This window comes from Microbacterium sp. NPDC057658 (genome assembly GCF_042799975.1).
Lineage (GTDB): Bacteria > Actinomycetota > Actinomycetes > Actinomycetales > Microbacteriaceae > Microbacterium.
In genome coordinates this window covers 1,407,040-1,432,614 of the sequence record NZ_JBHVHT010000001.1, presented here as the reverse complement: position 1 = coordinate 1,432,614, position 25,575 = coordinate 1,407,040, and the positions used below count along the sequence as shown (strand labels likewise).

Sequence of the window (25,575 nt, the reverse complement as noted above, 5' to 3'; positions counted from 1 at the left end):
CACGGGGAGGCGCACGGCGACGTCAGCGTCGACGAGCTGCGGCTCAGCGAGGAGCTCGCGGGCGCCGGCACGACCGCGGCGAGCGCCGACATCGCCGAGTACGCCCTGTGGCTCGGCGATGACGCCCTCATCCTGTCGCAGCAGCTCGGCGCCTGGATCTCCCGGGCCCCCGAGCTCGAGGAGGACGTGGCGCTCGGCAACATCGCCCTCGACCTGCTCGGCCACGCGCGCTCCTTCCTGCACTTCGCGGGCACGTGGGACGGCCGGTCCGAGGACGACCTCGCGTACTTCCGCGACGAGCCGGAGTTCCGCAGCGCCTGGATCATGGAGCAGCCGAACGGCGACTTCGCGCAGACCATCGCGCGCCAGCTCGTCGCCTCGGTCTACCTCGTGGAGCTGTACACCGCCCTCCGCGCGAGCTCCGAGCCCACCTTCGCCGCGATCGCGGCGAAGGCGCTCAAGGAGGTCGACTACCACCGCGACCACGCCGTGCAGTGGGTGCTGCGCCTGGCGGGCGGCACGGAGGAGTCCCGGCGGCGGATGATCCGCGCCCTCGCGGATGTGTGGCCGTACGTCGACGAGCTGTTCCGCGACGAGCCGCTGATCGACCGGCTCGGCGACGTCGCCGTGCGCCCGTCGACCCTCCGCGCTCCGTTCGACGCGGTCATCGCCACCGTGTTCGCCGAGGCCGAGCTCACGGTGCCGGAGGTTCCGGGGTCGTCGGCGGGCGGCCGGAACGGCGCGCACGCGACCCCCTTCGGCCACCTCCTCGCCGAGATGCAGGTCCTGGCGCGACGACACCCGGGGGCGTCATGGTGACCCGGACCGCCGCCGACGCGGAGGCCCAGGCCTGGCGGATCGCCGCCGCCGTGCCGGACCCGGAGGTGCCGGTGCTCACGATCGAGGACCTCGGCGTGCTGCGAGCGGTCGAGCTCCGCGGCGAGCGCGTGGTCGTCGACATCACGCCGACCTACAGCGGGTGCCCGGCCATGGACACGATCCGCGACGATGTGGTCCTCGCGCTCACGGCCGCCGGGTTCGCCGACGTCGAGGTGCGGCTTGTGCTCTCGCCCGCGTGGACCACCGACTGGATGAGCGACGCCGGGAAGCAGAAGCTCCGCGAGTACGGGATCGCGCCGCCCAGCGGCCGCGCGGCCGTACCCGCCGGTCCGATCCGGCTCGCCCTCAGCGTGCGCTGCCCCCGCTGCGGCTCGCTCGACACCCGGGAGGTCTCCCGCTTCGGCTCGACCTCGTGCAAGGCGCTGTACGAGTGCCGGGCCTGCCTGGAACCCTTCGATCACTTCAAGGTGCACTGATGTCGCTGTTCTCCCCGGCCCCGGCGACGACGCCGGCGCCCTCTCCCGCCTCCCCCGCCCGGGCGCGCACCCGTGCCCGGTTCCACACGCTCGAGGTCGAGGACGTCCGCCCGCTCACCGAGGACTCCGTCGAGGTGACCTTCACGGTGCCCGCGGAGCTCGCCGACGACTACGACCACCTCCCCGGGCAGTACGTGGCGCTGCGGACGATGCTGGACGGCGTGGAGGTGCGGCGTTCCTACTCGCTGTGCCGGGCGCCCGAGCACCGCACCGACGGCATGCCGACCCGTCTGAGCGTCGCCGTGAAGCGCGACGAGGGCGGGACGTTCTCCACGTGGGCCCAGACCGGCCTGCACCCGGGCTTCCGCATCGACGTCATGAGCCCCCAGGGCACGTTCACCTCCGGCCTCGACGACCTGGACGAGAAGCACGTCGTCGGCATCGCGGCCGGCTCCGGGATCACGCCGCTGATGGCTCTCGCGCACACCGTGCTCTCCCGGTCGCAGACCTCGCGGTTCACGCTCCTCTACACGAACCGCTCGACGCTGGACGTGATGTTCCTGGAAGACCTCGCCGACCTCAAGGACCGCTACCCGACGAGGCTCACGCTGCACCACGTGCTGTCCCGCGAGCAGCGAACCGCGCCGGTGCTCTCGGGCCGCATCGACGAGCCCAAGCTGCGGACGATCCTCGACGCGCTGATCGACCCGGCCGACGTGGACGAGTGGTTCCTGTGCGGACCGCTCGCGCTCGTCGACCTCTGCCGGGAGGTGCTGGCCGACGTGGGCGTGCCCCGCGAGCACGTGCGCTTCGAGCTGTTCACGACCGGCGACGAGCCGGTGCGGGCCGCCCGGCCGGTCACGGTGCGCTCGGGCGAGAAGACGGTGCGGATCGAGGTGAACCTCGACGGCGTGTCCTCGACGGTGGAGAGCCCGGTCGCGGCGCGCGAGTCGGTGCTGAACGCCGCACTGCGGGTGCGGCCGGACGCGCCGTTCGCGTGCGCGGGTGGCGTCTGCGGCACCTGCCGCGCGCGCGTGATCGAGGGCAGCGTCACGATGACCGAGAACTACGCCCTGGAGCCCGACGAGCTGGAGCGCGGCTACGTGCTCACCTGCCAGTCCCATCCCACCAGCGACCGCGTGGTCGTGGACTACGACGTCTGAGGAGTCCTGATGATCGATCTCGCCATCACCGACGACGTCGCCACCGTGGTGCTCGACGCCCCCGCGAAGCTCAACGCCCTGGACGAGGCCGCCCTCGCGGAGCTCGACGCCGCGTACCGGGATGCCGAGGCCGCCGGGGTGCGCGCGCTGCTGCTCCGCGGTGAAGGGCGGGCGTTCTGCGCCGGGCGGGACATCTCCGCCGTCGATCCGCGCGACGACGACGTGCTCGGCTACCTCGGCGGGCGGGTGACACCGCTGCTGCAGCGGATGTCCCGCTTCCCCGCGCCGACGTTCGCCGTCGCCCACGGCGCCTGTCTGGGCGTGGGACTCGGCCTGCTCATCGCGACGGATGTCGTGTACGTCGCGGAATCGGCGAAGATCGGCTCGCCGTTCGCAGCGCTCGGCGCGACCCTGGACTCCGGCGGGCACGCGCTGTTCCTCGACCGGCTCGGCCCGCACAAGACCCTCGACCTCATCTACACGGGCCGACTCATGAGCGGCACGGAAGCCGTGCGCTCGGGGCTCTTCTCCCAGGTTTTCCCGGACGACGAGGTGCTCGCCGCTGCGACGGCCGCTGCGGGGAAGGCCGCCCACGGCGCCACGGCCGCCTTCCGGGCGAGCAAGGAGCTCGTCGCCCGCATCCGCGACGAACGCCTCACCCTGTGGGAGTCCATCGACGTCGAGAACGCGGCGCAGGCCGCCCTGTGCGACACCGAGGACTACCGCGAGGGCTTCGCCGCGTTCCAGGAGAAGCGGAAACCGGAGTTCCGCGGGCGCTGACGCCACGGCCCGGTCGTCGCTGTCAACCGTCTCGTGCGGTGTCCGACCCCGGTGGGAGGATGCCCGCATGCTGCTCTCGGAGCTCGTCACCACCACCGACCAGGTCGCCGCGACCTCGTCCCGTCTGGCCAAGATCGAGGCGATCGCCGCGCTGCTCCGCGGGGCCGACGTCGACGACATCGCCCCTCTCGTGGGGCTGCTCCTCGCCACGCCCCGCCAGGGTCGCCTCGGCGTGGGCTGGCGGGGACTGACCGCTCTCGCGATCGAGCACAGCGCGACCTCGACCCTGACCATCGCGGAGGTCGACCACGCCTTCGACACCCTCGCGCACACGTCCGGCTCCGGATCGGCCGGTGTCCGCAGCGCGCTCCTGCACGATCTCGCCGCCCGCGCGACGGCTCCCGAATGGGACTTCCTGATCAGGGCCATGCTCGGGGAGCTCCGCACCGGGGCGCTGGGCGGCGTGCTGCTCGACGCGATCGCCCGTGCCGCCGAGGCTCCGGCCGCGACCGTGCGACGAGCCGCCATGCTCTCCGGCGACCTCGGCGAGACGGCGCTCCTCGCGCTCACCGGTGCCGAGGGAGCGCTCGACGAGGTCGGGCTCCGGGTGGGTCGCCCCGTGCTCCCGATGCTCGCGGCCACGGCGCCGACGCCCACGGCCGCCCTCGAGATCACCGGACGCGCCTCGGTCGAGTACAAGCTCGACGGCGCGCGCATCCAGGTGCACCGCCGCGGCGATGAGGTCGGCATCTACACGCGGAGCCTCGCCGACGTCACCCACCGCCTGCCCGAGATCGTCGAGGTCGTCCGCGGCCTTCCCGCGCAGGAGGTCATCCTCGACGGCGAGACCCTGGCGCTCGACGAGGACGGCGGTCCCCGGCCGTTCCAGGAGACGATGTCCCGGTTCGGTGCGGATGCCGCGCGCGAGCTCGCCCTGCGGCCCTGGTTCTTCGACGTCCTGCACGTGGACGGCCGCGACCTGCTGGACGAGCCGCTGTCAGTGCGTCAGGAGGTCCTGGCCGAGGTCGCCGGCGAGTGGCGCATGCCCGGCATCGTGACGGACAGCGCGGAGGAGGCCGAGCGCCTGTCCCGTGAAGCCCTGGCGGCCGGCCATGAAGGCGTGCTGGTGAAGGCCGTGGATGCGCCGTATGCCGCCGGTCGCCGCGGCAAGTCCTGGGTCAAGGTGAAACCGGTCCTCACGTTCGACCTCGTCGTGCTGGGCGCCGAGTGGGGGTCGGGGCGACGGCACGGATGGCTGTCGAACCTGCACCTCGGCGCACGGGACCCGGATGGCGACTTCGGCGACCCCGGCGGCTTCGTGATGGTGGGCAAGACGTTCAAGGGCCTCACCGACGCGCTGCTGCAGTGGCAGACCGACGAGTTCCCGGCGCACGAGTCCCATCGCTCCGCGTCGACGGTGTTCCTCCGGCCGGAGCTCGTGGTCGAGATCGCGATCGACGGCGTTCAGCGGTCCCCGCGCTACCCCGGCGGCCTCGCCCTCCGCTTCGCCCGGGTCAAGGGCTACCGCCCGGACAAGACCGCTGCGGAGGCCGACACGATCCAGACCCTCCTGGCCCTGCGGCGCGGTGCCGCGGACGACTCCTGATCAGGCCGTGGGCGGCAGTCCCTCGTCCTCCTGACGCACGGTACCGCGGAACGACCAGGGGAAGTCGATCCAGAGGTCGGTGTCCTTCCACGCGAAGTCCGGCTGGATGATCGTCGAGGGCTTGGTGTAGATCGTGACCGAGCGCACGTCGGCGCCCTTCTCCTGCAGCAGCTGCACCGCGAGCGCCAGCGTGCGACCGGAGTCGGCGACATCGTCCACGAGCAGCACGCGGCGGCCGTCGAGGTAGGCCATGTCGAGCTCGGGTGGCAGCACCTCCGGGGCGTCCAGCACGGTGCCGATGCCGGTGTAGAACTCGACGTTGATGGCGCCGCAGTTCTTCACGCCGAGCCCGTACGCGATGGCGCCGGCCGGGAGCAGGCCGCCGCGCGCGATGGCCACCACGACCTCCGGCTCGAAGCCCGTCGCGATGATGTTCCGCGCCAGATCGCGCGTCGCCGCGCCGAAGCCGTCCCAGGTGAGCGTCTCGCGCTCGATCGATGCATCCGTCATCGGTCCATTCTCGCGCATCCGCTCCGTCCGGGCCGCCGCTAGACTGAGCAGGTCCGGCCCCGCCGGTGCCTGAAAAAGAGGCACGAAGCACCTCGCATCGCCGCGAGGGCGAGACACATACGGATCCCCCTTCTCCGTCCCTGTCTCGAAAGGCTTCTCCATGCCCTCCGTCTCCGCGCACGTCGCCCTCACCCTCGCCCAGCACGTCGATGCCGTCTTCGGCGTCATGGGCAACGGCAACGCCTACTTCCTCGACGCCCTCGAGACGCAGACCGACGCCACCTTCACCGCCGTCCGTCACGAGCAGGGCGCGGTCGTCGCCGCCGACGCGCACTTCCGCGCCTCCGGCCGCATCGCCGCGGGCACCTCCACCTACGGCGCCGGCTTCACGAACACGATCACGGCGCTGGCCGAGGCCGTGCAGGCGCACGTGCCGCTCGTCCTCGTCGTCGGTGACGAGCCCACCTCGGGGCCGCGGCCGTGGGACGTGGACCAGATCGCTCTGGCCTCGGCCGTCGGCGCCCGCACCTACACCGTCGGGCGGACGGATGCCGCTGCGACCACCGTCATCGCCGTCGAGCACGCCCTCACCTATCGCGTGCCCGTCGTGCTCGCCATCCCCTATGACGTGGCCGCCCTCGAGGCCGGCGCGGTGCCGACGGCGCCGGCTCCCCGGCTCCCCGCGCCGCTCGCCCCGCGCGGGGACTTCGCCGAGGGCATGCTGGATGAGATCGCCGCCGCCCTGCGCGACGCCGAGCGTCCGTTCCTCCTCGCCGGGCGCGGGGCGTGGCTAGCCGGCGCGGGCGAGGCTCTCGGCGCCCTCGCCGCGCAGACCGGGGCCCTCACCGCCTCCTCCGCCCTCGGCCGCGGCATCTTCCCGGACGCCCGGTACGACCTCGGCGTGACGGGCGGCTTCGGCGCCGAGGGGGCGATGGAGCTCGTGCGGACCGCGGACGTCGCGGTGGTCTTCGGCGCGAGCCTGAACCAGTTCACGATGCGCTTCGGCGACCTGTTCGCCCCGGGCACCCGGGTGTACCAGATCGACACCGCTCCGGCCGCCACGCACGCCCACGTCGGCGGCTTCGTGCGCGCCGATGCCCGTCTCGCCGCCGAGGCCCTCGTCGCCCGCCTCTCCTCCGGGCACGACTTCGGAGATGCCGTCGGACTCGCCGGGGCGGCCCCCGACTCCGGCGGCGTGTCGGGCGCGGACTCCGCAGTTGTGCCCGCCCGCCCGTGGCGGGAGACGGTCGATGTCGCCGCGGCCCGCGCGTACGAGCCGGGAGACGAGCTCGCGCCGGACGGCCGCCTCGACCCGCGTTCCGCCGCGCGCCGGATCGCCGAGCTCCTCCCCGACGACCGCGTCGTGGTGTCGGATGGCGGGCACTTCATCGGCTGGGCGAACATGTACTGGCCGGTCGCCGCGCCCGACCGGATGATGATGATCGGCACCGCGTTCCAGTCGATCGGACAGGGCTGGCCCAGCGTGGTGGGCGCGGCCCTCGCCCGTCGGGACGCGACCATCGTGCTCACCTCGGGCGACGGCGGCGGGCTCATGGCGATCGCCGACCTCGAATCGGCCGTCCGGGCGGCGGGCGGACGCGGCATGGCCGTGGTCTGGAATGACGCCGCGTACGGGGCCGAAGTCAACCTCTACGGGCTGAAGGGCCTGGCCGAGGGTCCGATGCGCATCCCCGAGGTCGACTTCGCCGCGTTCGGGGCGGCGGTCGGTGCGGAGGGTGTCGTCGTGCGGACGCTGGACGACCTGGATCGCCTCGCCGCGTGGGCCGAGGAGGACCCGGCGACCCGACGCTTCCTCGTCCTCGACCTCCGGATCTCCGGCGACGTGATCGCGCCGTACCAGCAGGAGATCATCCGCGTGAACTCCTGACCTGTGCGGGCCGATAGGCTCCCGGAATGACGGATGCTCCTGAGGTCCTGCGCTACAGCGCCTTCGCCGCGACGCCGGACGGCGGCAACCCCGCCGGGGTCGTCTTCGACGCGGACGGGCTCGACGAGGCGGACATGCAGCGGATCGCGGCCGAGGTCGGCTACTCGGAGACCGCGTTCGTGCAGAACGCCACGGCGGACGGCTCCCGTTTCCGCGTGCGCTACTGGTCGCCGGCTGCGGAGGTGCCGTTCTGCGGGCATGCGACCGTCGCGACCGCGGTGGCCCTCGCCGAGCGGCAGGGTCCGGGGACGGTCGTGTTCGCGACCGCGGCCGGAGACGTGTCGATGGAGTCCTTCGCGGACGCGGACGGCCGGGTCACGGTGTCGTTCACGAGTGTCGAGCCGGAGGTCCGCGACCTCGACCACGTCGTGCGTGACCGCCTCCTCGCGCTGCTGGGGATGGAGCCGGCCGATGTCGACCCGCGCTTCCCGGTCCGTGAGGCGTTCGCGGGCAACTGGCATCCGATCGTCTTCGTCGCCGACCGGGAGCTCTTCCACCAGTTCCGCTTCTCCCCCGCCGAGGTCGCCACTCTCATGCGCGCGCAGGGCTGGCACGGCACGGTGACGGTGCTGCACGCCGAGGATCCGGCCGAGATCCAGGCCCGCAACCTCTTCCCCGTGGGGCGCATCACCGAAGATCCCGCGACGGGGTCCGCGGCCGCTTCGGTCGGCGCCTATCTCCGCGCCCAGGGCTATCCGGGCGACACCGTCCGCATCCGTCAGGGCGCCCACGTCGGTCGCCCGAGCGAACTCCGCGTCGCGATCCCGGCCTCCGGCGGCCTCGTCGTCTCCGGCGGAGCCACCCGCCTCCCCTGACCCCCGCGCGTCCCTGATCCCGGACCGCCTGCACGACCCGGTTACGCCCGCACGACCACACCCCCTCCCCCCGTCGTGCATCCGTCACCCGGTCGTGCATCCGTCGCGGCCGACGAGACATCAACCGCCCCGGCGCGACATACAGCACACATGGGCATGACGCACGGAAGGACGACCCGGTGACGGGTGCACGACCACGACTCACCCCAGGTCGTGCACTCGTTCCCAGGTCGTGCACTCGTCCCCAGGTCGTGCATCCGTCACGCGGGTCGTGCATCCGTCACCCGGGTCGTGCATCCGTCACCCGGTCGTGCCCCCGTCCCCAGGTCGTGCATCTCCGCCCCGACGGGGACCCGCGCCCCGAGCCCGCCTACAGATGCACGACTCCGTTCCAACTGCACGACCAGACACTGTCGCCGGTCGTGCATCCGTCCCGAGGTCGTGCATCTGTGACCGCACACGACCCGAGCCCCCGAAACCGAACCAGACCCGGGACGAATCCGAACCAGACCCGGGACGAACCCGAACCAGACCCGGGACGAATCCGAATCGGACACGCCCCCATCCCTAGACCCGGCCCGGGGACCGTCGTCAGCCCTGGGTGCTGTAGTCCGGGAGCTCCTGCAGGGTCCAGGTGTTGCCGTCCGGGTCGTCGAAGCGCACGAAACGGCCCCAGTCCTGCTCGTCCACGCCCTCGGCCTCCACCCCGAGCCCCCGCAGATGGGCGAGAGCCTCGTCGGCGTCGGGGACGACCACCTGGATGGTGTTCTGCTGCCCCGGCTCCAAGCCGCTGGTCAGCCCCGTGCCGAAGGCGATCGAGCAGGCCGATCCCGGCGGGGTCATCTGCACGAAGCGCAGGCCCTCGTACGGCACCTGATCATGGTCGGCGTGGAAACCGATCTTCACGTAGAAGTCCTTCGCCCGGTCGACATCGCTGACCGGCACGAAGATGAGTTCGATCTTCCAGTCCATCACGCACTCCTCCTGTCGGGCTCCGTCACCCGTCGGCCCTCACAGTACGCGCGGCCTCCGACACCCGCCAGAGGCGTCAGAGCCAGCCTTTGTCGGACGCGATCCGCACCGCCTGCGCCCGGTTCTCGGCGCCGGTCTTGCCGATCGCGGCGGAGAGGTGGTTGCGCACCGTGCCCGCCGACAGGAAGACCTCCGCCGCGATGGCCGCCGCGGATCGTCCGTCGGCGGCCAGCCGCAGCACCTGCCGCTCCCGGTCGCTCAGCGGGTTGGCTCCCTCGAACAGGCTCTCCTCGGCGAGTTTCGGATCGAGCACCCGGAGTCCGGCGTGCACGCGGCGCACGGCCGCGGCGAGCTCCTCGGCCGGGGTGTCCTTCACCACGAACCCACTCGCCCCGGCGTCGAGCGCCGCGCGCAGGTACCCGGGTCGCGCGAACGTGGTCACCACGAGCACGCGCGTCTGCGGGCTGGCCGCGCGGATCCGTTTCGTCGCCTCGACGCCGTCCACCCCCGGCATCTGGATGTCCATCAGACACACGTCCGGCTGCAGCTCCTCCGCCAGGCGCAGCGCCTCCGCGCCGTCCGCCGCCAGGCCGTGCACCTCGAGATCCGGCTCCAGGTCGAGCAGGGCCCCGAGCGCCCCGCGGACGAGGGCCTGGTCGTCGGCGATGAGCAGCCGGATCGGAACCGTCGGGGCCGCCGTCACCACGTCACCTCCACCCGCGTGCCCGCCGCCTCGCCGGGCCGCACGGCGAACCCGGCGCCGGCCGCCGCCGCGCGCTCCCGCATCCCCCGGATGCCGTTGCCCTCGCGATGCCCGGTCGCGGACGCGGGCCCGACACCGTCGTCCTCCACGGTGAGCACGCCCGGAGCGATGCGCACACGGACGGCCGCGGCACCGGAGTGCCGCAGCGTGTTGGTCGTCGCCTCGCGGAGGATCCAGCTCGCCGTGATCGCCTGGACCGGCGAGAGGGCGTCCGGGGTCCCGTCCACGACGAGCGCGATGTCCGCGGCGCGCAGCGAATCCTCGGTCGACGCGAGCTGCTCGACGAGGGTCGTCGCCCGCGCACCCGCGACGGTCTGCCGCACTCCGGCGATGGCCTCCGCGGTCAGACCTTCGATGTCGGCGAGCTCGGCCTTGGCGCGCTCCGGGTCGGAGTCCATCAGCCGCCGCACGAGCTGGGCCTTGAGTCCGACGACCGTCAGCGAGTGGCCGATGAGGTCGTGCACGTCGCGCGCCACGGCCTCCCGCCCCTCGCTGGTCGCCAGCTCCCTGCCCAGCCGCTCCGCCTCCGCCGAGCGCACGATGAGCCAGGTCGAGACCGTGTTCACGACGCCGAGGAGGGCGACGATCGCGAGGACGGACAGGTAGGAGAGGTTGTCGGGGATGAGGAAGACGCAGCCGGCCGCCACCACGAGCGCGGCGATGGTCGTGATCCAGTGCCAGGCACGGGTCAGTCCATACGAGGCGAACGACATGATGAACGGCAGGAAGCTCAGCGCCGACCCGCCCACGGCCGGGATCGTGACCAGCGCGCAGGCGATGAGCGCGGCGAACGTGATCCACTGTCGCCGCGAGGGGGTGCGACCGAGGCCGCCTCCGCCGCGCACGCCGTGCATGAACCCCGTCACATAGAGGACGATGAACGCGACCAGCGCCACCCACCCCGTGACGACCCACGCCGGCGGAGCGGCGGAGGCGAGCAGCGCGAGGACCGGATAGATCAGGAACACGAGCCAGACGACCGCCATCAGCCAGCCGAACCGCGCCCAGGGGTCCTTGCCCGTCCCGGATCGGGCGTCCGCCTCCCGGCCCTCCTGCATCGTCATCCGTCCAACCTACTGTCGCGCCGGGGCGCTCACCGTCGTGACCGCGAGCGCCGCACGCCCACCGTCACCAGCACCGCGAAGACGACGAGCCAGACCGCGACGTTGAGGAGCAGCATCCACAGCTCATCCGTCTGCCCCGTCGTCAGCACGCCCTCCGTCAGCGGCCACCGACTCAGGGCGACGAAGCCGTACAACGGGGTGAATCGGGCGATGTCGAGCATGACGCCGTCGAGCGGCATGAACACGTTGCCGAAGAAGGCGAAGAAGGTCATCGAGATGGACGCGAGCGCGGCGGCGGAGTCGGAGCCGAAGAACAGGCCGACCCCGAGCCCGTAGAGGCCGAACATGAGGCCGATGCCGAGGATGAGGGCGGCGGTCACGACCCAGCGCCAGGCGCCGTCCGCCTCCGCCCCGGTGAGCAGCCCGGCGACGAACACCGCGACGAGCGCGAGCGCGGCGAACGACACGGCGGTGAGCAGCTTCGTCAGGGCGTAGCCGGTGGTCGTCAGCGGCGTCATCGCGAGCTGCCTTCCCCACCCCTGCTTGGCCTCGGTGGCCGCGAGCGAGGTGAGCGAGCTCATCGCCACCGCGGTGCCGTAGGCCGCCATCGAGACCATCACGGAGAAGGAGACGTTGCCGTTGCCGGCGGAGAGCGTGCCGTACCCCATGCCCGCACCGAAGAGCAGGTACATGGCCACGGGCATGGCGAGGGTGAAGGCGAGCGTGTAGGGGTTGCGCAATTGGCGCAGCCCCTCGATGCGCAGCATGGTGGGCGAGACGGTCGTGGTCATGTCAGTCCTCCGTGAGGGCGGTGAAGGCGGTCTCGAGCGTGGGGGCGGCGATCTCCAGGTCGTGCGCTCCCCCATCGAGCAGCAGGCGGGCGGCGGCGTCGGAGTCGGTGGCGCGGAGGCTGAGGCGGTCCCCGTCGATGCGCACACCGGTCACGCCCTCCGCGGCGGTCAGGGCTGCGACCAGCGCGTCCGACACGTCGGGCACGGTGGCCGAGACCGTACGCTCGCCCAGGCTCGCACGGAGCAGGGCGGTGGGCGCGTCCGCGACAACGGTGCCCCGATGCATGACCACCGTGCGGCGGGCGAACTGCTCCGCCTCCTCCAGATAGTGCGTGGCGAACACGATCGTGCGCCCCGCGTCCGCGTCGGCACGCATCACGTCCCAGAAGTGGCGCCGCGCGGTGACGTCCATACCGGCGGTCGGCTCGTCGAGCACGAGGATGTCGGGATCGGAGATCATCGCGAGCGCGAACTTCACGCGCTGCTGCTCGCCGCCCGAGCACTTGGACACCCGGCGGCGCGCGAGACCGGCGAGGTCGGCACGGCGCATCACCTCCGGCACGCGTGCGAGGGCTTCCCGCCCGTACAGCGAGGCGATCAGCCGCACGGTCTCGCCGACGGTGAGGTCGCCGAGCAGGCCCCCGGTCTGCAGCACGGCTCCGATGGCCCCGTTCGCGGTGGCCCGTTCCGGAGCCGCCCCGAGCACGCGCACGGTCCCGCTGCTGGGGGCGGTGAGCCCGAGGAGCATGTCGAGCGTGGTGGTCTTGCCCGCGCCGTTGGGGCCGAGCAGGGCGACCACCTCGCCGCGCCGGATGGAGAGGTCGACACCGTCGACGGCCGGCACGCGGCGCTCGCCGGTGCCGAAGTGCTTGCGCACGTCGATCAGCTCCAGCGCCACGGGTCCGTCATCGACGGCGGGGGACGCGGAGGACGACGCGACGCGCGGTGCCGCCTCCTGCACGGATGTCTCGTTCATGCCTCCAGCCTCGCGCCGGAGCGCGCGGCCGTCCGGAGGGCGGTGTCATCTCCTCGGCATGACACGTGTCATGCCGAGGTTCAGCGCGCGGGAAGCAGCGCCCCGTCCAGGAAGCCCGCCAGCTCGTCCACCCCGTCCAGCGGGAGGATCGCGGCGACGTACTGGTCCGGGCGCACGACGATCACGACGCCGTCACGGGACAGCTCCCGCGCCTCGAAGATGTCCGTGCCGCACCACTTGCTCGGGCCGGCCGCGTAGACCTTCTCCCAGTCGGTGAGTCCGAGCGGGCCGGTCTTCGGCTGGAAGAGCTCGGGCGTCGTCGTGACCTCGACCTCCTCGAAGGGCTGCTGATACACGGCCTTCACGTCGAACACGGCGTCGGCGTCGGCGTCCGCCGGGGTGAACCGTGCGAACACGGGCGCCGCCATCTCCGCCCACGCGGCGAGCGCTTCGCCGGTCCGGTCGCCGAACGCGTAGACCCGCCACCGGCCGTCGGCCTTCGCGTGGTGTCCGAGGTGGACGACGTTGCCGTCCCCGACCCGCACGACCTCCGCCGACTTGAAGCGCTTGCCCAGCGGGTACCCGACGGCGAGCGCCTGGTGGGCGTCCGTGCCGGTGATCATGGAGGACGTGTACTGGGTCATGAACCCGGACGGGAACTCGGCCGTCGCCAGGTAGTACGTGGCCAGCTCGTTCGGGTCGGAGATCTCCTCGGGCTTGCGCGCCATGAGGCTGGACCACTCGCGGTCGAAGTCGATGAGCTGCTGCGCGACGGGACGACGCTCGGCGCCGTACGTGGCCAGCAGCGACTCGGGCGCACGGCCGCTCAGCACGGAACCGAGCTTCCAGCCGAGGTTGAACCCGTCCTGCATCGACACGTTCATGCCCTGGCCGGCCTTGGCGCTGTGGGTGTGGCAGGCGTCGCCGGTGAGGAAGACGCGCGGGCTGCGGTCGACGCCGGGGTCGACGTCGTCGAAGCCGTCGGTCACACGGTGGCCGACCTCGTAGACGCTGTGCCAGGCGACCTGCTTCACATCGAGCGTGTAGGGGTGGAGGATCGCATTGGCGCGCCGGATGATCTCCTCGATGGGCGTCTGGCGCACGCGGTGGTCGTCGTCCGCCGCGACCTCGCCGAGGTCGATGTACATGCGGCTGAGGTAGCCGCCCTCCCGCGGGATGTGCAGGATGTTGCCCGCCTTCGAGTTGATCGCGCACTTGGTGCGCCAGTCCGGGAAGTCGGTGTTGACGAGCACGTCCATGACGCCCCAGGCGTGCGCGGCGCTCGCGCCGACGTGCGTGCGTCCGATCGCCTGACGCACGCCGCTCCGGGCGCCGTCGCAGCCCACCACGTACTTCGCCCGGACGACGCGTTCGTCGGCTTCGCCGACATGGCGGACGCGCACCTCGACCGGGTACTCGCCCTCCTCATGCACGGTAAGCCCGAGGAATTCGACGCCGTAGTCCGGCACGATCCGTCCGGGGCCGTCGGCCGCCGCTTCGGCGAAGTAGTCCAGCACGCGGGCCTGGTTGACGATGAGGTGCGGGAACTCGCAGATGTCGTAGGCGTAGTCGGCGGTGCGGGTGGTCCGCACGATCTGATCGGGGTGCTCGGGGTCGGGGCCCCAGAAGTTCATCCAGCCGATGTTGTAGGCCTCGGCGATGATGCGCTCGGCGAAGCCGAAGGCCTGGAAGGTCTCCACGCTGCGGGGCTGGATGCCGTCGGCCTGTCCGAGGACGAGGCGGCCCTCGCGCTTCTCGATGATGCGGGTCGTGATGTCGGGGTACTGCGACATCTGTGCCGCGAGCAGCATGCCCGCGGGCCCGGAGCCGACGATGAGGACGTCGACCTCGTCGGGCAGGGCGGCGGGGCGGTCGATCCCGGTGCCGGCGGCGTCCTGCACGCGCGGGTCTCCGGACACATAGCCGTGGTGGTGGAACTGCATCGTCGTCGATTCCTTCCGGACGTCTTCGTCGGGTGTTGCGTCCAGGAACACTGTGTTCTATATTCGAACACAGTGTTCTACTATTGAACACAGCCTAGACCGGTGCCTCGCGCATCGCAAGGAGAGCCATGTCCGAGCGCCCCGCCGCCCCCGCCTCGCAGACGCTGAGCCGCGGCATCCGCATCCTCGAGGTGCTCGCCGACGCCCGCGGTGCGCTGACCATCGACGACATCGCCGGACGCCTCGAGGTGCATCGCTCCATCGCCTACCGGCTTCTCCGCACCCTCGAGGATCACGGTCTCGTCACCCGCGATGCGAGCGGCGCCGTGAGCCTCGGCGCCCGCATGGCCGCCCTCGCCGCCGGTGTCGCCCACGACCTCCAGGCCGAGGCCCTGCCGGAGCTCACCGCCATCGCGAACGAGCTCGGCATGACCTGCTTCCTCGCCGTCCTGGACGGGGCCGAGTGCATCACCCTCGCCAGCGTCGAGCCGCGGCACGCCGTCGCCAGCGTCGCCCAGCGGCCCGGCGCGCGGCACTCCGTCACGGTCGGCGCTCCCGGGAAGGCGATCCTCGCGCAGCTCGACGGCGCGGAGGTTCCCGTCGCCATCTCCCCCGCCCTGCGCGCCGACGTCGACAGCGCCGCCGCGCGCGGCTACGCCACGAGCCACGACGAGGTCATCCCCACGGTCCAGTCCGTCGCGGTCCCGCTGCGTCTGCGCGGCCAGCGTCCCGCCGCGATCGCGGTCGTGCACGTCGCGACCGACCTGGACGACGGGGAGATCGCCGCGCGCCTCCGGCGCTCCGCCGACCTCATCCGCGAGGCCCTCGAGGGCTGAGCCGGAACACACGAGAGCGCACGCCCCTCAGGGACGTGCGCTCTCGTGGCAGGGAGGTCAGACCTTCGCGAGCCCGCGGATCGGGCTGACGGACTGCTCCTCCTCGTGGTCCGGACCGAGCGGGATGCCCGAGCGGTCGCGCAGCAGGAGCGTGGCGACGAGGCCGAGGAGGGTCATGCCCGCGAGGTACCAGGTGACCGCCTCGGTGGAGCCGGTCTGATCGACGATGAACGTCGCGATCGTGGGCGCGAAGGCGCCACCGGCGATCGCGCCGATCGCGTACGAGATGGAGACGCCGGAGAACCGGATGCTCGCGGGGAACAGCTCGGTGTACAGCGCCGCCTGCGGCCCGTAGGTGAAGCCCAGGCCGATCGTGAGGATCGCGAGACCGGCGAACAGCAGCCCCACCTCGCCGGTGTTGACGAGCGGGAACAGCGTGAACACGCCGACGAGCTGGAGCACCCAGCCGATGAGGTAGGTCGTGCGACGCCCGATGCGGTCGGACACCCAGCCGGCCAGCAGCGTGGTGAGCAGCCAGGTGACGGCCGATCCGGTGACCGCCCACAGCACGGGCCCGCGCTCGAGGCCGATGGGCCCCTCGGGGTTCGTGGCATAGCCCTGGATGTAGCCGCCGGTGGTCATGTAGCCCACGGCGTTGTTCCCGGCGAAGACGAGGGCGGCGATGATGACGAGCAGCAGGTGCTTGCGGAAGAGCTGCACGATCGGCATCTTCGCCTTCTCCTTGCGCTCGGCGAGCTCGGCGAACACCGGGCTCTCCTCCACGCGACGGCGGACGTAGTAGCCGACGAGGATCAGCACGACGCTCAGCAGGAACGGCACGCGCCAGCCCCAGGCGAGGAACTGGTCCCCCGGAGCGATCGCGGTCATCAGCGCCATGACGCCCGACGCGAGCAGCAGGCCGAGCGGCACGCCGATCTGCGGGGAGGCGCCGAAGATGCCGCGCTTCTTGCGCGGGGCGTGTTCGACGGCCATCAGCACCGCGCCGCCCCACTCGCCGCCGGCCGAGATGCCCTGCACGATGCGCAGCAGCACGAGGAGGACCGGCGCCATGACGCCGATGGTCTCGTACGTGGGGAGCAGACCGATCAGGGCGGTCGCGGCCCCCATGAGGATCAGCGTCCACATCAGCACGGCCTTGCGGCCGAGCTTGTCGCCGTAGTGGCCGGCGAGGAACGCGCCGAGGGGCCGGAAGAGGAAGCTCACACCGACCGTGGCGAAGCCGACGAGAGCGCTGTTGGCGCCGAGCGGCGCGAAGAAGAGCTGTCCGAAGACCAGCCCGACCGCCGTGGCGTAGATGAAGAAGTCGTACCACTCGACGGTGGTCCCGACGACGGTGGCGAAGACGACACGACGCCGGTCGGCCGCCGTCGCGATGGTTCCGGTGGGCGTGAACCCACCCTGTGACTGCCCGCTCATGGGGTGTCTCCTTTGTGCTTGTGACCGCGTTGTCACGGCGCGCCCGGACGTGAATCCGATCCGCTTGCCGAGGGGTGAGACGATGATATATGATTTCGGATACGACGCACAATGCGTCCTGACGAGCGCGAGGAGGCGCATCCGTGACGGACACCATCGCCCGCCCGGGGAAGATCATCGCGATCCACCTGAGCTACGCCTCGCGGGCCGACCAGCGCGGTCGACGCCCCGCCCACCCCTCCTATTTCTTCAAGCCGGCCAGTTCGGTCGGGGTCTCCGGCGGCACCGTCGAGCGTCCCGCCGGCACCGAGCTGCTCGCGTTCGAAGGGGAGATCGCGCTGATCATCGGCGCCCCGGCCCGCCGGGTCGCCCTCGCCGACGCCTGGGACCACGTGCAGTGGGTGACCGCCTCGAACGATCTCGGTCTCTACGATCTGCGCGCCAACGACAAGGGCTCCAACGTCCGCTCCAAGGGCGGCGACGGGTACACCCCGCTCGGTCCGGAGCTGATCGACGCCCGCACGGTCGACCCGGCGGCCCTCCGCGTGCGCGCCTGGGTGAACGGCGAGCTCCGCCAGGACGACACCACCGCCGGCCTCATCTTCCCGCTGGCCCAGCTCGTCGCCGACCTCTCCCAGCACTTCACGCTGGAGACCGGCGACGTGATCCTCACGGGCACCCCCGCGGGCTCGTCGGTCATCGTCCCCGGCGACGTGGTCGAGATCGAGGTCGACGCCCCGGACGCCCCCGGCGCCCCCACGTCCGGCCGCCTGGTCACGACGGTCACGCAGGGGGATGTCCCCTTCGACGGCGACCTCGGCTCGCTCCCCGCGGTGGACGACCTCCAGCGCACCGAGGCCTGGGGCTCCCGCGAGCTCGCCGGCCTGCCCGCCGAGGACACCGCGCCCACGCTCACCCCCGAGCTCCGCGCCCAGCTCCTCGAAGCCCCCACCGCCGGCCTCTCGGCCCAGCTGCGCAAGCGCGGACACCACTCCTGCTTCATCGACGGCGTCTCCGCCAACCTCCCGGATACGAAGATCGTCGGCACCGCCAAGACCCTCCGCTTCGTGCCGTTCCGCGAAGACCTGTTCCGCAGTCACGGCGGCGGGTACAACGCCCAGAAGCGCGCGTTCGACGCGGTCGCCGAAGGCGAGGTCATCGTCATCGAGGCCCGCGGCGACGCGACCACCGGCACGCTCGGCGACATCCTCGCCCTGCGCGCGCAGACCCGCGGCGCGGCGGGCGTGGTCACCGACGGCGGTGTCCGCGACTTCCAGGCCGTCGCCGAGATCGGGCTTCCCGTCTTCTCGCAGGGTGCGCACCCCTCGGTGCTCGGCCGCAAGCACGTGCCGTGGGACGTCGACGTGACGATCTCGTGCGGCGGCGCCACCGTGCAGCCCGGCGACATCATCGTCGGCGACAGCGACGGCGTGATCGTGATCCCACCGGCTCTCGCCGCCGAGGTCGCCGCCGACGCCGTGGCCCAGGAGATCGAGGACGCCTGGATCGCCGAGCAGGTCGCCGCCGGGCACCCGGTCGACGGCCTCTTCCCGATGAACGCCGAATGGCGCGCCCGCTACGAGCAGGCGACCGGCACCGGAGCGGAGCGGAAGTGAGCACGGTCGAGAGCGCCAGCAAGTCGGAGCAGGCGTACGCCTGGATCCGCGCGCGCATCTCGGCGCACACCTACGGCCCTGGCTACCGCCTGGTCCTCGGTCCGATCGCCGAGGAGCTGGGGATGAGCGTGGTCCCGGTGCGCGAGGCGATCCGCCGCCTGGAGGCCGAGGGGCTCGTGACCTTCGAGCGCAACGTCGGCGCCCGCGTGACCCTCGTGGACGAGGGCGAGTACGCCCACACGATGCAGACGCTCGGACTCGTCGAAGGGGCGGCCACCGCGCTGTCCGCTCCCCTGCTCGACGCGGACGCGCTCGCGCAGGCCGCCGAGGTCAACGAGCGCATGAGCCGCCTGCTCGACCACTTCGACCCGCACACGTTCACCGAGCTCAACCGGCAGTTCCACTCCGTGCTGTTCGAGCCGTGCCCCAACCCGCACCTGCTCGACCTCGTGCACCGCGGCTGGGCCCGGCTGTCCGGCATCCGCGACTCGACCTTCGCCTACGTGCCCGGCCGCGCCCACCACTCGGTCGACGAGCACACCCAGATCCTCGAGCTGATCCGCGACGGCGCCGAGCCGCTGGAGATCGAGCTCGCCGCCCGCAACCACCGGTGGCGCACGAGGGACGCGTTCCTCGACGCCCTGCACACCCGTTCCGTCCCCGCCGAAGGAGAAGCATCATGACCGACTCCCGCATCCCCGCCGACCTGCCCGACCACATCCAGCACTACATCGACGGCGCCTTCGTCGACTCGATCGACGGCGACACGTTCGACGTGCTCGACCCGGTGACGAACCAGACCTACACGACGGCCGCCGCCGGCAAGAAGGCCGACATCGAGCGGGCCGTCGCCGCCGCCAAGCGCGCCTTCGACGAAGGTCCCTGGCCGCGGATGCTCCCGCGTGAGCGCTCGCGCGTGCTGCACAGGATCGCCGACATCGTGGAGTCGCGCGACGCCCGGCTCGCGGAGCTGGAGTCGTACGACTCCGGCCTGCCGATCACGCAGGCCCTCGGTCAGGCCCGCCGCGCCGCCGAGAACTTCCGCTTCTTCGCCGACCTGATCGTCGCCCAGGCCGACGACGCCTTCAAGGTGCCGGGCAAGCAGATGAACTACGTCAACCGCAAGCCGATCGGCGTCGCCGGGCTCATCACCCCGTGGAACACGCCGTTCATGCTCGAGTCCTGGAAGCTCGGCCCCGCGCTCGCCACCGGCAACACGGTCGTCCTCAAGCCGGCCGAGTTCACGCCCCTCTCCGCCTCGCTGTGGGCGGGCATCTTCGAGGAGGCGGGCCTGCCGCAGGGCGTCTTCAACCTCGTCAACGGCCTCGGCGAAGACGCCGGCGACGCGCTGGTGAAGCACCCCGACGTGCCGCTCATCTCCTTCACCGGCGAGAGCCGCACGGGGCAGATCATCTTCGGCAACGCCGCGCCGTTCCTCAAGGGCCTGTCGATGGAGCTCGGCGGCAAGTCGCCCGCCGTGGTCTTCGCGGACGCCGACCTGGAGGCCGCCGTCGACGCGACCATCTTCGGCGTCTTCTCCCTCAACGGCGAGCGCTGCACCGCCGGGTCCCGCATCATCGTGGAGCGCTCGATCTACGACGAGTTCGTGGAGCGCTACGCCGCGCAGGCGCAGCGCGTCAAGGTCGGCTACCCGCACGACCCCGAGACCGAGGTCGGCGCTCTCGTGCACCCCGAGCACTACGACAAGGTGATGTCCTACGTCGAGATCGGCAAGACCGAGGGCCGTCTGGTCGCCGGCGGCGGTCGTCCCGAGGGCTTCGAAGAGGGGAACTTCGTCGCCCCGACGGTGTTCGCCGACGTGGCCCCCGACGCCCGCATCTTCCAGGAGGAGATCTTCGGCCCGGTCGTCGCGATCACCCCGTTCGACTCCGACGAGGAGGCGCTGGCGCTCGCGAACAACACGAAGTACGGCCTCGCGGCCTACATCTGGACGAACGACCTCAAGCGCGCCCACACGTTCGCGCAGTCCGTCGAGGCCGGCATGGTGTGGCTGAACAGCAACAACGTCCGCGACCTCCGCACGCCGTTCGGCGGCGTGAAGGCGTCGGGCCTGGGCCACGAGGGCGGCTACCGCTCCATCGACTTCTACACCGACCAGCAGAGCGTGCACATCACGCTCGCCTCGACCCCGCACAACCCGACGTTCGGCAAGAACTGACGCCCGCCGGACACAAGCAAGGACGCTGACATGACCGACAAGACCGCCAAGACCCTCACCTCCTCCGGCTACTACGTGAGCCAGGAGGCCCCGATCCAGAGCGACAACCCCGTCGCGACGCCGAAGAGCACGCCGCCGGACATCCTGCGCTGCGCGTACATGGAGCTCGTCGTGACCGACCTGGCCGCCTCGCGGCAGTTCTACGTCGACATCCTGGGCCTGTACGTGACCGAGGAGGACGACGAGGCGATCTACCTGCGCTCGACCGAGGAGTTCATCCACCACAACCTCGTGCTGCGTCAGGGGCCCATCGCCGCGGTCGCCGCGTTCTCATACCGGGTGCGCGCCGCGGAGGACCTCGACCGCGCCGTGGAGTTCTACACCGAGCTCGGCTGCGACGTCCGTCGACAGGAGAACGGCTTCGTGAAGGGCATCGGCGACTCCGTGCGCGTCGTCGATCCGCTGGGCTTCCCGTACGAGTTCTTCTACGCCACCGAGCACGTGGAGCGCCTGTCCTGGCGGTACGACCTGCACACCCCCGGCGAGCTCGTGCGCCTCGACCACTTCAACCAGGTCACCCCCGACGTGCCGCGCGCGGTGCGCCACTACCAGGACCTCGGCTTCCGCGTGACGGAGGACATCCAGGACGACGAGGGCACCGTGTACGCCGCGTGGATGCGCCGCAAGCCCACCGTGCACGACACCGCGGCGACGGGCGGCGACGGTCCGCGCATGCACCACGTCGCCTTCGCGACGCACGAGAAGCACAACATCCTCGCGATCTGCGACAAGCTCGGGGCGCTGCGCCGCTCCGACGCCATCGAGCGCGGCCCCGGCCGGCACGGCGTTTCCAACGCGTTCTACCTCTACCTGCGCGACCCGGACGGCCACCGCGTCGAGATCTACACGCAGGACTACTACACCGGCGACCCGGACAACCCGGTCGTCACGTGGGACGTGCACGACAACCAGCGCCGCGACTGGTGGGGCACCCCGGTGGTGCCCTCCTGGTACACCGACGCCTCGCTCGTGCTCGACCTCGACGGCAACCCGCAGCCCGTCATCGCCCGCACGGACTCCAGCGAGATGGCCGTGACGATCGGCGCCGACGGCTTCTCCTACACCCGCGCGGACGAGGGCGAGACCTCGATGCCCGAGTACAAGCAGGGCGAGTACAAGCTCGGCCACCAGCTCTAGGAGACGCTCATGCTGCCTGAGGAGACCATCGCGCAGATCGCCGCGGAGCTCGCGGAAGCCGACCGCACGCACGGGGTGATCCCGCGCATCACCGCGCGGTACCCGGAGGCGACCGTGGAGGACTCCTACGCCATCCAGGGCGTGTGGCGGGATTCGCAGGTCGCGGCGGGCCGCCGGCTGGTCGGGCGCAAGATCGGCCTGACGTCGAAGGCCATGCAGCAGGCGACGGGGATCACCGAGCCCGACTACGGCGTCATGTTCGACGACACCGTGTACGAGTCGGGCGCGGAGATCCCCACGGATCACTTCTCCAACGTCCGCATCGAGGTCGAGCTGGCGTTCGTGCTCAAGGAACCGCTGGAGGGCCCCGACTGCACACTGGAGGACGCCCTCGCCGCGATCGACTACGCCGTGCCGGCCCTCGAGGTGCTGAACTCGCACATCGAGCTCGAGGGCCGCACGATCGTCGACACCATCAGCGACAACGCCGCGTACGGGGCGATGGTGCTGGGGACGGTGCGCAAGCGCCCGAACGAGATCGACCTGCGGTGGGTGCCCGGCGTGCTGTCCCGCAACGGGGAGATCGAGGAGACCGGTGTCGCCGCCGGCGTGCTCGGGCATCCGGCCACCGGGGTCGCGTGGCTCGCGAACAAGTTCCATCAGCACGGCGCGCGTCTGGAGGCGGGCGAGATCATCCTGGCAGGATCGTTCACACGCCCGATGTGGGTGTCGCGCGGCGACGAGGTGCTGTGCGACTACGGACCGATGGGGACCATCACATGCCGCTTCGTCTAGACCCGTCCTTCCGCGCGCAGCTCGCCGCGTCCGATCGTCCCTTCGTGGGGATGTGGGTGTGCTCCGGCAGCCCGCTGCTCGCCGAGGTCGCCGCGGGCTCCGGGCTGGACTGGCTGCTCATCGACATGGAGCACTCGGCGAACACGCTCGAGTCCGTGCTGACCCAGCTCCAGGCGGTCGCGGCCTATCCGGTGACCCCGCTCGTCCGGGTGCCCTTCAACGATGCGGTCGCGATCAAGCAGGTGCTCGACCTCGGCGCGCAGAACCTCATCGTGCCGATGGTGTCGTCCGCCGACGAGGCCAGGGCTGCCGTGGCCGCGACCCGTTATCCCCCCGAGGGCGTCCGCGGCATCGGCAGCGCCCTCGCCCGCAGCGCCCGCTGGAACCGCGTCGACCGCTACCTGCAGGAGTCGGCGCAGCACGTGTCGCTCACGGTGCAGATCGAGACGGCCGCGGGGGTCGGGGCCGCCGCCGACATCGCCGCGGTCGACGGGGTGGACGCGGTGTTCGTCGGCCCCTCCGACCTGTCCGCGTCGATGGGCCTGCTCGGACAGCAGACGCATCCGGACGTGGTCGCCGCTGTGGAGTCGGTGTTCGCCGCGGTGCACGGTGCCGGGAAGCCCGTGGGCGTGAACGCCTTCGATCCCTCCGCCGCCGACGCGTATCTCGCGGCGGGTGCGGACTTCGTGGCCGTGGGCGCCGACGTCGCCCTCCTCGCCCGTGCCTCCGAGGCCCTCGCCGCCCGCTTCCTCCCCCGCTCCGACGCCTCCGGCCGCCCCAGCTACTGACTTCGAGTCGCGCACCTGGCTCCATCCGCGGCCGGAATGGGGCCATTTGCGCGATTCGAAGCGGCCGGGAAGGATGAGCCGGTGCACAGACTGGCGGCGATGCAGGACCGCAAATTCCGGTGGTTCTTCCTCGCGCGCGCCCTGACGCTCGTCACGGGCTCGATGTCGGCCATCGCCCTGGCCTTCGCGGTGCTCGAGATCGACAACGACGCCCGGTCGCTCTCGATCGTGCTGGCCGCCTTCACGATCAGCAACATCGTGTTCGTCCTGTTCGGAGGCGTCGTCGCCGACCGCCTCCCCCGCGCCCTCATCATCCAGTCCTGCTACGTCGTGGACATCCTGTCGGTCGGAGCGATGGCCGCTCTCCTGTTCACCGGCACAGCCACGGTCCCGCTCCTCGCCGTGCTCTCCGCGATCAACGGCGCCTCGTCCGCGTTCGTGCTCCCCGCGATGCAGGGCATCATCCCGCAGCTGACCACCCCCGCGCACCTCCAGCAGGCGAACGCGATGCTGTCGTTCGTCCGCTCGGCCGTCACGATCGGCGGCCCGGTCGTCGCGGGCGTCCTGGTCGCCACCGCGGGACCCGCGTGGGCCATGGTCGTGCAGGCGGCGGGGTGGCTGCTCGCGATCCCGGTCCTCGCGCTCGTGAAGCTCCCGCCGCCCGCGGCCTCCGGCGGCACCACGATGTTCCACGACCTCCGGGTGGGGTGGCACGAGTTCTGGAGCCGCTCCTGGCTGTGGACCATCGTGCTGGCCTTCATGATCATGAACGCCATCCACGTGGGCGCCTGGGGCGTCGTCGGCCCGTACATCGCGAAGAACGACGATCGCCTCGGCATCTCCGGCTGGGGGTGGGTCGTGAGCGCGGAGGGCGCAGGAGTCCTGGTGATGACCCTGCTGCTGATGTGGTTCCCGCTCCGCCGGCCCCTGCGCTACGGGATGATCGGGATGGCGGCGTTCGCCCTGCCGCTCACCCTCCTCGGCGTGCACCCGGCCGCGGTCCTGCTCGCGATGGCCGCGTTCGTCGCCGGGGCCGGAGCCGAGGTCTTCGCGACCGGCTGGAACCTCGCGATGATGGAGAACATCCCCGGGGAGAAGCTCTCGCGGGTCGCGAGCTACGACATGCTCGGCAGCTTCGTGGTGATGCCCATCGGCACGCTCGTGTACGGCTGGCTCATCACGCATGCGGAGCCGGCCACCGTGCTCACCACCTCCGCGGTCCTCTATGCGGCGATCGCTCTGGTGACGCTGCTCGTCCCCACGGTGTGGCGGATGGGGCGGCCCGCGGCGGCCGTCGCGGAGCGCGCGGGAGTGGCGGATTCATAGCAATCCCGGCGAGACTGTGGGCATGACCTTCCCCCCGCTGCAGCCCCTCGCCGACCGTGCCGCCCTCTTCACCGCGCTCCGCCAGGACGCCCTCTCCGCGGCCGCCGATGCGCTCGGCGAGCACCGGTGGGACGCCGACCTCGCGGCGGGAACACTGACCTTCACCGCGAACGACGACCCGACCCGGCAGCTCGTGACCCGCGCGCACCTCATCGCCACGATCGCCCCCGGCCCCCGCTCGCTGCTGTGGGCGTGGGCGCACCCCCAGGGCGACCCCCAGGGTGTCGCGGCGCAGCTCCGCGCGTACGGCGAGCAGCACGGGATCGCCGAGCTCACCGCCCCCGAGGTCCCGTTTCCGGCCGATGCCTCGGGCGACGCGGAGTGGATCGCCCGCGCGGCGCACACGATCGGCGGCGTGGCGGTGGAGCTCACCGGGCGCTCCCCCTACTACTCGGCCCCCGTCGACGGCGGCACCCGCGCGGTGTTCCTGCTCGACGCCCCGCTCGCCCCGCTCACGGTCGCCGACACGGTGGCGGCCCTGCCCCGCACCCTCGCGCAGACGCCCCTCCCCGACGCCCGCACGGCGGTCTGGGACCTCGCGCGTCTCGCCGGCTGGACCCTCACCTGGACGGACGAGTCCTTCTCCGGCGCCACGGTGACGGACGCCTCGGGCACCGCGACGATCCGCTTCGACGAGCAGGCCCGGATCAGCGGCGTGGAGAGCTCGCTGCACGGCCACGGCTGAGTCCGCGGA

General features: G+C 71.7%; 24 protein-coding genes. 16 read left to right on the top strand and 8 right to left on the bottom strand.

The window, feature by feature from the left end; translation table 11 throughout:
- Positions 1 to 36: 36 nt before the first annotated feature.
- The 5 genes from paaC (at position 37) to ACFU8V_RS06785 (ending at position 4,865) form a co-directional block, all read left to right on the top strand.
- On the top strand, positions 37 to 819 hold the full coding sequence (gene paaC / locus ACFU8V_RS06805; RefSeq protein ID WP_378871815.1) for a 1,2-phenylacetyl-CoA epoxidase subunit PaaC: 783 nt from the start codon (positions 37 to 39) through the stop codon (positions 817 to 819).
- Entirely contained in the window at positions 813 to 1,316 is a 504-nt protein-coding gene (gene paaD / locus ACFU8V_RS06800) for a 1,2-phenylacetyl-CoA epoxidase subunit PaaD (protein ID WP_025103827.1), read from the top strand. The genes paaC and paaD overlap by 7 nt, the downstream gene beginning before the upstream one ends.
- Positions 1,316 to 2,479, top strand: coding sequence for a 1,2-phenylacetyl-CoA epoxidase subunit PaaE (gene paaE / locus ACFU8V_RS06795; RefSeq protein WP_249520813.1), 1,164 nt, complete (start codon positions 1,316 to 1,318; stop codon positions 2,477 to 2,479). Before paaD ends, paaE begins: the two co-directional genes overlap by 1 nt.
- Before the next feature lie 9 nt (positions 2,480 to 2,488).
- Complete coding sequence (locus tag ACFU8V_RS06790; RefSeq protein ID WP_126894578.1) at positions 2,489 to 3,259, top strand: enoyl-CoA hydratase/isomerase family protein; 771 nt, start codon at positions 2,489 to 2,491, stop codon at positions 3,257 to 3,259.
- A gap of 67 nt (positions 3,260 to 3,326) precedes the next feature.
- Positions 3,327 to 4,865 carry an ATP-dependent DNA ligase gene (locus tag ACFU8V_RS06785; protein ID WP_378869956.1) on the top strand — a complete coding sequence of 513 codons (1,539 nt, stop codon included), beginning with the start codon at positions 3,327 to 3,329 and terminating at the stop codon, positions 4,863 to 4,865.
- On the opposite strand, the gene ACFU8V_RS06780 is transcribed toward ACFU8V_RS06785, so the two are convergent.
- Positions 4,866 to 5,375: a phosphoribosyltransferase gene (locus ACFU8V_RS06780; protein ID WP_060923485.1), complete on the bottom strand. Its 510-nt coding sequence runs from the start codon at positions 5,373 to 5,375 to the stop codon at positions 4,866 to 4,868.
- A gap of 160 nt (positions 5,376 to 5,535) precedes the next feature.
- On the opposite strand from ACFU8V_RS06780, the gene ACFU8V_RS06775 reads away from it, so the two are divergent.
- Entirely contained in the window at positions 5,536 to 7,263 is a 1,728-nt protein-coding gene (locus ACFU8V_RS06775; RefSeq protein WP_378869953.1) for a thiamine pyrophosphate-binding protein, read from the top strand.
- Positions 7,264 to 7,289: 26 nt separating this feature from the next.
- Entirely contained in the window at positions 7,290 to 8,138 is an 849-nt protein-coding gene (locus ACFU8V_RS06770) for a PhzF family phenazine biosynthesis protein (protein WP_378869950.1), read from the top strand.
- Positions 8,139 to 8,729: 591 nt separating this feature from the next.
- On the opposite strand, the gene ACFU8V_RS06765 is transcribed toward ACFU8V_RS06770, so the two are convergent.
- From ACFU8V_RS06765 to ACFU8V_RS06740, 6 genes are all read right to left on the bottom strand, one after another.
- Positions 8,730 to 9,110 (bottom strand): VOC family protein, encoded by a 381-nt coding sequence (locus ACFU8V_RS06765; RefSeq protein WP_303708365.1) that lies wholly within the window; start codon positions 9,108 to 9,110, stop codon positions 8,730 to 8,732.
- 76 nt (positions 9,111 to 9,186) lie between these two features.
- Positions 9,187 to 9,813: a response regulator transcription factor gene (locus ACFU8V_RS06760; RefSeq protein ID WP_378869947.1), complete on the bottom strand. Its 627-nt coding sequence runs from the start codon at positions 9,811 to 9,813 to the stop codon at positions 9,187 to 9,189.
- Complete coding sequence (locus ACFU8V_RS06755; RefSeq protein WP_378869944.1) at positions 9,810 to 10,937, bottom strand: sensor histidine kinase; 1,128 nt, start codon at positions 10,935 to 10,937, stop codon at positions 9,810 to 9,812. Before ACFU8V_RS06755 ends, ACFU8V_RS06760 begins: the two co-directional genes overlap by 4 nt.
- A gap of 29 nt (positions 10,938 to 10,966) precedes the next feature.
- Positions 10,967 to 11,728 (bottom strand): ABC transporter permease, encoded by a 762-nt coding sequence (locus ACFU8V_RS06750; RefSeq protein ID WP_085606807.1) that lies wholly within the window; start codon positions 11,726 to 11,728, stop codon positions 10,967 to 10,969.
- A 1-nt stretch (position 11,729) separates the two neighbouring features.
- Positions 11,730 to 12,704, bottom strand: a complete 975-nt coding sequence (locus tag ACFU8V_RS06745) for an ABC transporter ATP-binding protein (RefSeq protein WP_378869940.1) — start codon at positions 12,702 to 12,704, stop codon at positions 11,730 to 11,732.
- Positions 12,705 to 12,784: 80 nt separating this feature from the next.
- Positions 12,785 to 14,647 (bottom strand): FAD-dependent monooxygenase, encoded by a 1,863-nt coding sequence (locus tag ACFU8V_RS06740; protein ID WP_378869937.1) that lies wholly within the window; start codon positions 14,645 to 14,647, stop codon positions 12,785 to 12,787.
- Between the two features lie 128 nt (positions 14,648 to 14,775).
- On the opposite strand from ACFU8V_RS06740, the gene ACFU8V_RS06735 reads away from it, so the two are divergent.
- Complete coding sequence (locus ACFU8V_RS06735; protein ID WP_126894096.1) at positions 14,776 to 15,483, top strand: IclR family transcriptional regulator; 708 nt, start codon at positions 14,776 to 14,778, stop codon at positions 15,481 to 15,483.
- A 57-nt stretch (positions 15,484 to 15,540) separates the two neighbouring features.
- Here the strand turns inward: ACFU8V_RS06735 and ACFU8V_RS06730 are convergent, their stop codons facing one another.
- The gene (locus ACFU8V_RS06730; protein ID WP_062635975.1) at positions 15,541 to 16,920 is read right to left on the bottom strand and encodes an MFS transporter; all 1,380 of its coding nucleotides are present in this window, start codon (positions 16,918 to 16,920) and stop codon (positions 15,541 to 15,543) included.
- A 143-nt stretch (positions 16,921 to 17,063) separates the two neighbouring features.
- Here ACFU8V_RS06730 and ACFU8V_RS06725 point away from each other — a divergent pair, with 143 nt between their 5' ends.
- The 8 genes from ACFU8V_RS06725 (at position 17,064) to ACFU8V_RS06690 (ending at position 25,566) form a co-directional block, all read left to right on the top strand.
- Positions 17,064 to 18,536: a fumarylacetoacetate hydrolase family protein gene (locus ACFU8V_RS06725; protein WP_338565600.1), complete on the top strand. Its 1,473-nt coding sequence runs from the start codon at positions 17,064 to 17,066 to the stop codon at positions 18,534 to 18,536.
- On the top strand, positions 18,533 to 19,219 hold the full coding sequence (locus ACFU8V_RS06720; protein ID WP_025103811.1) for a GntR family transcriptional regulator: 687 nt from the start codon (positions 18,533 to 18,535) through the stop codon (positions 19,217 to 19,219). Before ACFU8V_RS06725 ends, ACFU8V_RS06720 begins: the two co-directional genes overlap by 4 nt.
- Complete coding sequence (hpaE, locus tag ACFU8V_RS06715; protein WP_025103810.1) at positions 19,216 to 20,715, top strand: 5-carboxymethyl-2-hydroxymuconate semialdehyde dehydrogenase; 1,500 nt, start codon at positions 19,216 to 19,218, stop codon at positions 20,713 to 20,715. Before ACFU8V_RS06720 ends, hpaE begins: the two co-directional genes overlap by 4 nt.
- Before the next feature lie 30 nt (positions 20,716 to 20,745).
- A complete protein-coding gene (gene hpaD / locus ACFU8V_RS06710; RefSeq protein WP_259951970.1) occupies positions 20,746 to 21,912 on the top strand; it encodes a 3,4-dihydroxyphenylacetate 2,3-dioxygenase in 1,167 nt (388 codons plus the stop codon).
- Positions 21,913 to 21,921: 9 nt separating this feature from the next.
- Positions 21,922 to 22,707 (top strand): fumarylacetoacetate hydrolase family protein, encoded by a 786-nt coding sequence (locus ACFU8V_RS06705; RefSeq protein WP_338565599.1) that lies wholly within the window; start codon positions 21,922 to 21,924, stop codon positions 22,705 to 22,707.
- Positions 22,692 to 23,495, top strand: a complete 804-nt coding sequence (locus tag ACFU8V_RS06700; RefSeq protein WP_378869928.1) for an HpcH/HpaI aldolase/citrate lyase family protein — start codon at positions 22,692 to 22,694, stop codon at positions 23,493 to 23,495. The genes ACFU8V_RS06705 and ACFU8V_RS06700 overlap by 16 nt, the downstream gene beginning before the upstream one ends.
- A gap of 81 nt (positions 23,496 to 23,576) precedes the next feature.
- Positions 23,577 to 24,821, top strand: a complete 1,245-nt coding sequence (locus ACFU8V_RS06695; protein WP_378869925.1) for an MFS transporter — start codon at positions 23,577 to 23,579, stop codon at positions 24,819 to 24,821.
- A gap of 22 nt (positions 24,822 to 24,843) precedes the next feature.
- A complete protein-coding gene (locus ACFU8V_RS06690) occupies positions 24,844 to 25,566 on the top strand; it encodes a DUF6882 domain-containing protein (RefSeq protein WP_085606823.1) in 723 nt (240 codons plus the stop codon).
- The last annotated feature ends 9 nt before the right edge of the window (positions 25,567 to 25,575 follow it).

Excerpts from the sequence above, each read along its gene's own strand:
- paaD (WP_025103827.1), top strand. The coding sequence starts at position 813 with ATGGTGACCCGGACCGCCGCCGACGCGGAGGCCCAGGCCTGGCGGATC.
- paaE (WP_249520813.1), top strand. The coding sequence starts at position 1,316 with ATGTCGCTGTTCTCCCCGGCCCCGGCGACGACGCCGGCGCCCTCTCCC.
- ACFU8V_RS06790 (WP_126894578.1), top strand. The coding sequence starts at position 2,489 with ATGATCGATCTCGCCATCACCGACGACGTCGCCACCGTGGTGCTCGAC.
- ACFU8V_RS06785 (WP_378869956.1), top strand. The coding sequence starts at position 3,327 with ATGCTGCTCTCGGAGCTCGTCACCACCACCGACCAGGTCGCCGCGACC.
- ACFU8V_RS06780 (WP_060923485.1), bottom strand. The coding sequence starts at position 5,375 with ATGACGGATGCATCGATCGAGCGCGAGACGCTCACCTGGGACGGCTTC.
- ACFU8V_RS06775 (WP_378869953.1), top strand. The coding sequence starts at position 5,536 with ATGCCCTCCGTCTCCGCGCACGTCGCCCTCACCCTCGCCCAGCACGTC.
- ACFU8V_RS06770 (WP_378869950.1), top strand. The coding sequence starts at position 7,290 with ATGACGGATGCTCCTGAGGTCCTGCGCTACAGCGCCTTCGCCGCGACG.
- ACFU8V_RS06765 (WP_303708365.1), bottom strand. The coding sequence starts at position 9,110 with ATGGACTGGAAGATCGAACTCATCTTCGTGCCGGTCAGCGATGTCGAC.
- ACFU8V_RS06755 (WP_378869944.1), bottom strand. The coding sequence starts at position 10,937 with ATGACGATGCAGGAGGGCCGGGAGGCGGACGCCCGATCCGGGACGGGC.
- ACFU8V_RS06750 (WP_085606807.1), bottom strand. The coding sequence starts at position 11,728 with ATGACCACGACCGTCTCGCCCACCATGCTGCGCATCGAGGGGCTGCGC.
- ACFU8V_RS06745 (WP_378869940.1), bottom strand. The coding sequence starts at position 12,704 with ATGAACGAGACATCCGTGCAGGAGGCGGCACCGCGCGTCGCGTCGTCC.
- ACFU8V_RS06740 (WP_378869937.1), bottom strand. The coding sequence starts at position 14,647 with ATGCAGTTCCACCACCACGGCTATGTGTCCGGAGACCCGCGCGTGCAG.
- ACFU8V_RS06735 (WP_126894096.1), top strand. The coding sequence starts at position 14,776 with ATGTCCGAGCGCCCCGCCGCCCCCGCCTCGCAGACGCTGAGCCGCGGC.
- ACFU8V_RS06730 (WP_062635975.1), bottom strand. The coding sequence starts at position 16,920 with ATGAGCGGGCAGTCACAGGGTGGGTTCACGCCCACCGGAACCATCGCG.
- hpaE (WP_025103810.1), top strand. The coding sequence starts at position 19,216 with ATGACCGACTCCCGCATCCCCGCCGACCTGCCCGACCACATCCAGCAC.
- hpaD (WP_259951970.1), top strand. The coding sequence starts at position 20,746 with ATGACCGACAAGACCGCCAAGACCCTCACCTCCTCCGGCTACTACGTG.
- ACFU8V_RS06705 (WP_338565599.1), top strand. The coding sequence starts at position 21,922 with ATGCTGCCTGAGGAGACCATCGCGCAGATCGCCGCGGAGCTCGCGGAA.
- ACFU8V_RS06700 (WP_378869928.1), top strand. The coding sequence starts at position 22,692 with ATGCCGCTTCGTCTAGACCCGTCCTTCCGCGCGCAGCTCGCCGCGTCC.
- ACFU8V_RS06690 (WP_085606823.1), top strand. The coding sequence starts at position 24,844 with ATGACCTTCCCCCCGCTGCAGCCCCTCGCCGACCGTGCCGCCCTCTTC.